We start from the raw sequence: 6,768 nt of genomic DNA on the forward strand, positions 1-6,768 counted from the left end.
GCAAAACCTAACCTTGCGATCGCCTATCCGCCATAGGGAAATGCAAAATTGCCCCTATCCTTGGCAGTTCCTCAGCATATACTAAATTTGAGTGGGGGAATGCCCCTACAGCAACCACAGCGGAAATACGTATGGGGATTCAAGAGATCGTTGAACAAGCACTGCGCAATGGCTATTTGACACCAACGCAGGAAGCAGAAGTAGGACGCATTTGTGACAAAGCCACAGAACTCTCCGTAGAAGACTACATGGCGTTGGATCGCCTCATGGGTGCTCTATTGACGGGACAAGTGGTGGCTGTCCCCCGCAAACAATTTATCAACGTCATGGAGGAATTGGTGCTCACCGAGGCAATTACCCGCATTGCTGCCATTGAAGCGGAGCAAGAGTGCGCCTTAGATTTAGGAGATATTGCTGCCTACGCTCTTAACCGCCTCCCCCCACTCTACGCCACAACCCAAGAGGGGGCACAGTATCAACGCCAGCGAGCCGAAGAGGAACTGATGGACTTGATTCGTACCCAAGTCCAAGAGGCCATTCATCACAGTATGGCGCGGCCACAATTTCACCCGGAGCGATCGCCCCTCGGCAAAACCTCTAGCAAAGAAGTCTTTTCCCAAGTCAGTTCTCTACTGCAGGCCTACGCTAATGACTATGAGCATCCCCAGGGAGAGTCAACGCAGTGAAAATTTGGCTGTACGATACGACGCTCCGCGACGGTGCCCAGCGGGAGGGTCTTTCACTGTCCCTTGAAGATAAGCTGCGGATTGCCCAGCAACTGGATCGCTTGGGAATTCCTTTTATCGAAGGGGGTTGGCCCGGCGCCAATCCCAAGGATGTGCAGTTTTTTTGGCGGTTGCAAGAAACCCCCCTCCAGCAGGCAGAAATTGTGGCCTTTTGTGCCACGCGCCGCCCCGGCCGCAAAGCCGCAGAAGAGCCGATGTTCGAGCCAATCTTGGCAGCCGGTACCCGCTGGGTGACCCTTTTTGGCAAATCTTGGGATCTCCACGTCACTGAGGGTCTCAAGACCACATTGGCAGAAAACTGTGCCATGATTGCCGACTCGATTCAGTTCCTCAAATCCCAGGGACGGCGAGTGATCTACGATGCCGAGCACTGGTTTGATGGCTACCTCGCCAATCCAGACTATGCCCTACAAACCCTAGAAACAGCTTTGGCCGCTGGAGCAGAATGGCTAGTTCTGTGCGATACCAATGGCGGTTGTCTGCCCCATCAAATTCAAGCAGTAGTCACAGCGGTAATGGCGCACTTTGGCAGCCTTGATTGTCTTGGAATTCACACCCACAACGATGCCGGGACGGCAGTGGCTAATGCCCTTGCGGCAGTGCAAAGCGGTGCGCGGATGGTGCAGGGAACTCTCAATGGTTACGGTGAACGCTGTGGCAACGCCAATCTCTGTACCCTCATTCCCAATCTGCAATTAAAACTGGGTTATGACTGTGTCAGTTTAGAACAGTTGGCCACGCTGACGGAAGTAAGCCGCCATGTCAGTGAAATTGTCAACCTTGCCCCTGATGAGCACGCGCCCTACGTGGGGCTGTCGGCCTTTGCCCACAAGGGGGGCATCCATGTCAGTGCTGTGCAGCGCAACCCCCGCACCTACGAGCATATTGAGCCGCATTTGGTGGGAAATCAGCGCCGCATTATTATTTCCGAGCAGGCGGGCATTAGCAATATTTTGGCAAAAACCAGTGAACTTGGCTTTGAGCTGGATCGGCAACATCCCTTGAGTCGAACGATTTTGGAGCGGATTAAACACTTAGAAAGCGAAGGTTATCAATTTGAAGCAGCGGAAGCCAGTTTTGAACTGCTGATTCAAGAGATTTTAGGACAGCGCCGGCGACCTTTTACCCTCAAGGGCTTTGATGTCTTTTGCCGCACCGATTCAGGCCAACTAGAGGCAACAATTCGCAGCCGGTCTTTGGCCACGGTCAAGGTTGAAGTGAATGGTGAGGAGATGCTCACAGCAGCGGAGGGCAATGGTCCTGTCTCGGCCTTGGATCAGGCGCTGCGCAAAGCGTTGATGTCGTTCTACCCAGAGATTGCCGAATTTCACCTTACGGATTACAAAGTGCGGATTTTGGATGGCCATGCCGGCACGGCGGCCAAAACACGGGTACTGGTGGAGTCCAGTAATGGGCGCGATCGCTGGGCAACGGTTGGCGTCTCTGCCAATATCATTGAAGCCTCCTACCAAGCAGTGGCCGAGGCTCTTGAGTATGGCCTCCAGCGCAGCCGGCAGCCGCAGCATTCTCCTTTGGTGGCTTCTGACGGTCTGATTGGAGAGACCTTGGCAAAATCCGTTAAAATCAAAACTGATCTTTAAGTTCTATGACTGCCAAGGAGCCGCGTGTGCTCAGCACCCTCAAAGCGGATTTTCAAATTATCTTTGAGCGGGATCCTGCTGCCCGCAACTGGCTAGAGGTGATCTTTTGCTATCCTGGCCTTCAGGCCATTGTTTTCCACCGTTTAAGTCACTGGCTCTGGCGCCGAGGCATTCCTTTTATTCCCCGTTTGATTTCCCACATAGCCCGTATCCTCACAGGCATTGAAATTCACCCCGGTGCAACGATTGGCAAGGGCGTTTTCATTGATCACGGCATGGGGGTTGTCATTGGCGAAACTGCGGTTGTGGGTAATTACTGTTTGATTTATCAGGGGGTGACCCTAGGCGGTACCGGTAAAGAAACGGGAAAACGGCACCCCACCCTTGGTGAAAATGTGGTTGTTGGTGCAGGAGCAAAGGTGTTGGGTAACCTCACCATTGGGGACAATGTACGCATTGGCGCGGGGTCTGTGGTGCTGCGAGATGTTCCCTCCGATTGTACGGTAGTCGGCATTCCAGGGCGGATTGTCTATCGTGCAGGTGCTAAAATTGCCCCCTTGGAACACGGTCAACTGCCTGACTCTGAGGCGGAAGCCATTCGCTATCTCTTGGATCGCATTGAACTCCTAGAGAAACAGGTGCAAACATTACAACAGCAGAAACAAGAAAGGGTACCCGCCTCGCTGCTAGGGGGTTGTCCATCCACCCAAGGCCAAGCCTGCCGCCTCAGCGATCGCCCCATCGAGGAGTTTCTCAATGGCTCTGGCATTTAGGCCGAGCGGGTGTAACACAGCCCGCAAACCCCCCAGCGCTGTAACTCTTTAATGGGCGTAGGACATTGACAGCGCGGACAAAGAGGATAATCTCGCGATCGCCGACGCACTTGGTCTTGCCAACGCTTAAAGGCCTCTTGGGGGGTGGCCGCTGCTGCCAGACTGGGAAGGCTCCCTACTTTCGGTAAGGTGTCATCCGTGGCATTTGCAGGGGATGGGGGTCGCCAGTGGCGAGAGGAAAAGCAAATATCCCTAAGGGCAATGCCCAAAGTCTGCTGAATTTTGGCCATTAAGGGCGATCGCGAGAACATTAGATGCTGTGCCCACGTGCTATTGGCAACTGCTACCCGCAAAACCCCCTGACTTGTGAGTTCCAGCGGTACACTGTGCTCAGCAACAACCGCCCCTACCAACTGTGACCACTGCTGCAAAAGACGCAGGAACTGCTGCCGCTGCCGCCATTCGGGAGTCTGCTGCCATTGCTGAAGTACCGTGGCCAGTGGAGTATAGGCCATTTGGAATATTCCAGACTATTCGTGATCGTATTCCTCTTGCTTTTGCCGCTGCTCAAGGCGAATTGGTTGTTGCTCTTCCCAAGGATCGGCAGTGGGTTCAGATTCTGGCAGTTCTATGGGCATCGCTTGAGCAGGGGGTTTGACTTGGCGCGAGCGGGGGCGCTCTTCGTACTCATACTCCTCCTCTGGATACTCCACATACTCGGGTTGGCGGCGACGACGCCGGGGAGCCGCTTCCCAATCTGCTTCGTAGTCACTGCGGCTGCGTTGGGGCGGATAGACGGGCGATCGCGCCCCAGAGGGCAATTGATTACTGCTCGGTGTAACCGGTTGATAGTAATCGTCTTCATCACTTTCCCAAGGGGGTGCTCCCAAGCCGATCCGTTCTAGAAGTCCCACAGTCAATTGCCGTAGGCGGGTTTCAGCCCCCTCAAAGACAATAATGCGATCAGGCCCTGTGCTGACAATTTCTTCAATGGGCAACTCGTAGGTGCTAATGAGTTGCGCTGGAATCCAAGGCAAGCCAATGGAGGCCAAAATCAAATTCGTAATATCGCCCGTTTCCGGGTCAAACTTAAAGCCCCGTACCTTGCCCAACACCTCACCGGTTTCGGTGATTATCTCACTATCAATTAGGGTGCTGTAGTTGTAGGTATTGAGAGACTCAGTAACATCGTCATCGTGCTCAACAAGAATGACATCACCAATTTGGCGAATACTGTCTAAAAGAATATAGCGCTGTTCCCCTGTAAAGAGGGTATTGCGTACTCCCAAGGCGACCACTTGCCGTTGGTCAGGATCGACCCAAACTTGATTAATGACGCCTAACTTCCGACCAGTATCACGGGTGATTACCTGTGTACCGATTAAATCTGCCCGTTGCAGCAATTGCGCCGAGATGGTCATGCCTTTGTGTATCCCAATGAATCTTAGTAATACTATAGCGGCGAATACCAATGGTACGCCAAAAGCAATCGCCGGCGGGGTAAATTCCCCGATGCCATCAGTGCTTCTAGGCTAGCGCATTTTTGCCACATTGCTGAGTTGGGTTAGCTTATTCCCCTAAGATCGACTGAGTGAGAGCCATCACAGGCTGCATCAACGGCGCTTCCTCAGCGGAGAGCACTTGATTCACAACTTGGGGTAGGACTTGGTACGTCACTTGAGCGACCTTTTCATCCCTGAAGGCCTTAATGATCGTGCGGTACCACAGCAAGAACCCATCCCGCAGGGCATCGAGATCTGCAAATAACATCGCCGCTGCCGCTAGACGCAGCACATGCTTGCGATCCCGACGACACACCGCCGAATAATCCTGATTGCCCTTGCGGAAAATGTGGGGACTTTTAGCTCGCAGTTGCTGCTCCACCTGATCAAGGATTTTTTCTTCGGCGTCACGGATTTTTTCATAGGCACTAATGCGCTGCTCCGCTGCCGCTAGATAGTTTTTCAGGAATTCTAGCTCTTCGGTGCTGGCATAGCGGCCATCCGCCTCAAGGCTGAGTTTTTCCAGTTGGCGCAGCATACATCCTACCCCTTAAGAACTCTTTGCTGACAACTTTATTCTGACAAAATCGAGCTGCCGAGGGCAAGAATAGGCTGCATCACCTGCTGTTCTTCTGGTGTGAGCAATTGTTTCATCGTGTTCGGCAGGAACTTGCCATAAGTAGAGGACGAGGATGCTTCGTAATTAAAGGACTTAACAATGGTGCGATACCAAAGCAAAAAGTTGTCCCGCAACAAATCTAACTCAGAAAAGAGCATTGCCGAGGCACACAGCCGCATCGTATCCACCAAGTCACGACGGCAAATCTCCGCGCGATCGCCATTGGTCAAATGAAAACAGCGGGGATTCTCTGCCTTTTGCATGGCTTGAATTTTATCAGCCATCATTTCCGCCTCAGCGCGGATTTTTTCGTAGGCACTGATGCGAGTCTCCACCGAGGCTAGATAATCCCGCAGGAAGTTCAATTCCTCAGGACGAGCATAGCGACCATCGGCAACAACGGTTAAGTGATTCAACTGACGGAACATAGGGCAACCCTCGCTAGAAAATTAATCAACACACTCACCTGTGGCCTATTGTTTCACCAACTCCCCTTGGCGCAGGCGTTTTTCAATATCCCGCGCTGTGGCACCTTCGTTTTGCCAGAAAGCAGCCGCATCAATGCGATCCTGTTTCCCCACAAGAAACTTGCAGTAGGTTTCTCCCATCGCATAGCACTGCAACTCAATACAACCCAAGGGTTTTTGAATTAAACCCGTAAAGAAACCAGCAAAGAGACCGGCGTAGATATAGCACACTGGTTTGCCCACATCCCCAAGAGTACGTGCCACCACAGAGTCAAAAATGTTAATGAACATGAACCCATTCTTTTGCTCCGTGAGATCTACTTCCCAATTGCCCCAGCCTTGGGTTGTGAAAGGCCACCACCAGGCCTCTAAGAGAAATGTCAAGGCAGATTTGCGAAGCTCTCGGTGGTACTCCTGCTCAAAGTGCTGCTTGAAGACCACTGCATCGCGTTTGCCCCACTCTTCACCAATTCTGTACATGACGAGAGCAGAGGCTGAGCCAACTTCTTCTTCCAGCCCTTCCACCAAGCCAATGACAAAGTCTTCTGTTACGAGAGTTACCCGCTGATTGTACCAGTCTGTAATGTCTCCCCGTTGGTTATCAAATTGCAAATAGTCCCGCAGGCTATAGTGATTGGTTCGCCTTGGATGGATTTGGTGTAGCCGGTGTCGGTAGTTTTGAGCCAAAATTGTGGCATCAGTACTCCCATTTGACTGAGCTTGTGCAGCAGAAACCATAAGCTGGCAACTCTCCCTTTCTTGCGCTTTAACCCTGAGCGGCAACGACTACACTATATCTCTTAAGCTAAAGGATTTCTAAGAGTTGTGTGGCTACCCTGCCGCTACTCCTTAGTTTAACGACACATTTCTATAAGCTCTGTTTCATTGATGCAGGGAATGCCCAATTCCTGAGCACGTCGCAGTTTGCTCCCTGCTTTTTCGCCCACCACCAGATAATCCGTTTGCCGACTCACACTCTCACTTACTTGACCACCATGCTGCTGGATCAGCGTTTTGGCCGCTTCACGGCTGAGGCTGGGCAGGGTGCCTGTAATCACAA

The 6,768-nt window shown here is 52.3% G+C and carries 9 protein-coding genes; 3 read left to right on the plus strand and 6 right to left on the minus strand.

Annotated features, from left to right (window positions below; all coding sequences use genetic code 11):
* The first annotated feature begins 131 nt into the window (after nt 1-131).
* From P3X23_RS02665 to cysE, 3 genes are read left to right on the plus strand one after another with little or no spacing between them, the layout of a single operon-like run.
* Nucleotides 132-686 (plus strand): late competence development ComFB family protein, encoded by a 555-nt coding sequence (locus P3X23_RS02665; RefSeq protein ID WP_300872891.1) that lies wholly within the window; start codon nt 132-134, stop codon nt 684-686.
* Nucleotides 683-2,347, plus strand: a complete 1,665-nt coding sequence (gene cimA / locus P3X23_RS02670; protein WP_300872893.1) for a citramalate synthase — start codon at nt 683-685, stop codon at nt 2,345-2,347. The genes P3X23_RS02665 and cimA overlap by 4 nt, the downstream gene beginning before the upstream one ends.
* Nucleotides 2,348-2,373: 26 nt before the next feature.
* Nucleotides 2,374-3,120, plus strand: a complete 747-nt coding sequence (gene cysE, locus P3X23_RS02675; protein WP_300872895.1) for a serine O-acetyltransferase — start codon at nt 2,374-2,376, stop codon at nt 3,118-3,120.
* Here the strand turns inward: cysE and P3X23_RS02680 are convergent.
* From P3X23_RS02680 to P3X23_RS02705, 6 genes are all read right to left on the minus strand, one after another.
* Nucleotides 3,117-3,635: a DUF721 domain-containing protein gene (locus P3X23_RS02680; protein ID WP_300872897.1), complete on the minus strand. Its 519-nt coding sequence runs from the start codon at nt 3,633-3,635 to the stop codon at nt 3,117-3,119. The two genes, cysE and P3X23_RS02680, sit on opposite strands and share 4 nt — an antisense overlap.
* Nucleotides 3,636-3,650: 15 nt before the next feature.
* Nucleotides 3,651-4,541 carry a PRC-barrel domain-containing protein gene (locus P3X23_RS02685; protein ID WP_300872899.1) on the minus strand — a complete coding sequence of 297 codons (891 nt, stop codon included), beginning with the start codon at nt 4,539-4,541 and terminating at the stop codon, nt 3,651-3,653.
* Nucleotides 4,542-4,689: 148 nt separating this feature from the next.
* Nucleotides 4,690-5,160 carry an allophycocyanin gene (locus tag P3X23_RS02690; RefSeq protein WP_300872901.1) on the minus strand — a complete coding sequence of 157 codons (471 nt, stop codon included), beginning with the start codon at nt 5,158-5,160 and terminating at the stop codon, nt 4,690-4,692.
* Nucleotides 5,161-5,195: 35 nt separating this feature from the next.
* A complete protein-coding gene (locus tag P3X23_RS02695; RefSeq protein WP_300872903.1) occupies nt 5,196-5,669 on the minus strand; it encodes an allophycocyanin in 474 nt (157 codons plus the stop codon).
* 45 nt (nt 5,670-5,714) lie between these two features.
* The gene (locus P3X23_RS02700; RefSeq protein WP_300872905.1) at nt 5,715-6,446 is read right to left on the minus strand and encodes a V4R domain-containing protein; all 732 of its coding nucleotides are present in this window, start codon (nt 6,444-6,446) and stop codon (nt 5,715-5,717) included.
* A 116-nt stretch (nt 6,447-6,562) separates the two neighbouring features.
* On the minus strand, nt 6,563-6,768 hold a 206-nt coding region (locus tag P3X23_RS02705; RefSeq protein WP_300872907.1), incomplete at its 5' end, for a BRCT domain-containing protein.

Source organism: Thermosynechococcus sp. Uc (assembly GCF_029335995.1).
Lineage (GTDB): Bacteria > Cyanobacteriota > Cyanobacteriia > Thermosynechococcales > Thermosynechococcaceae > Thermosynechococcus.

Coding starts and splice junctions, on each gene's coding strand:
- P3X23_RS02700 (WP_300872905.1), bottom strand. CDS start 6,446: ATGGTTTCTGCTGCACAAGCTCAGTCAAATGGGAGTACTGATGCCACA.
- P3X23_RS02695 (WP_300872903.1), bottom strand. CDS start 5,669: ATGTTCCGTCAGTTGAATCACTTAACCGTTGTTGCCGATGGTCGCTAT.
- P3X23_RS02685 (WP_300872899.1), bottom strand. CDS start 4,541: ATGACCATCTCGGCGCAATTGCTGCAACGGGCAGATTTAATCGGTACA.
- P3X23_RS02680 (WP_300872897.1), bottom strand. CDS start 3,635: ATGGCCTATACTCCACTGGCCACGGTACTTCAGCAATGGCAGCAGACT.
- P3X23_RS02665 (WP_300872891.1), top strand. CDS start 132: ATGGGGATTCAAGAGATCGTTGAACAAGCACTGCGCAATGGCTATTTG.
- P3X23_RS02690 (WP_300872901.1), bottom strand. CDS start 5,160: ATGCTGCGCCAACTGGAAAAACTCAGCCTTGAGGCGGATGGCCGCTAT.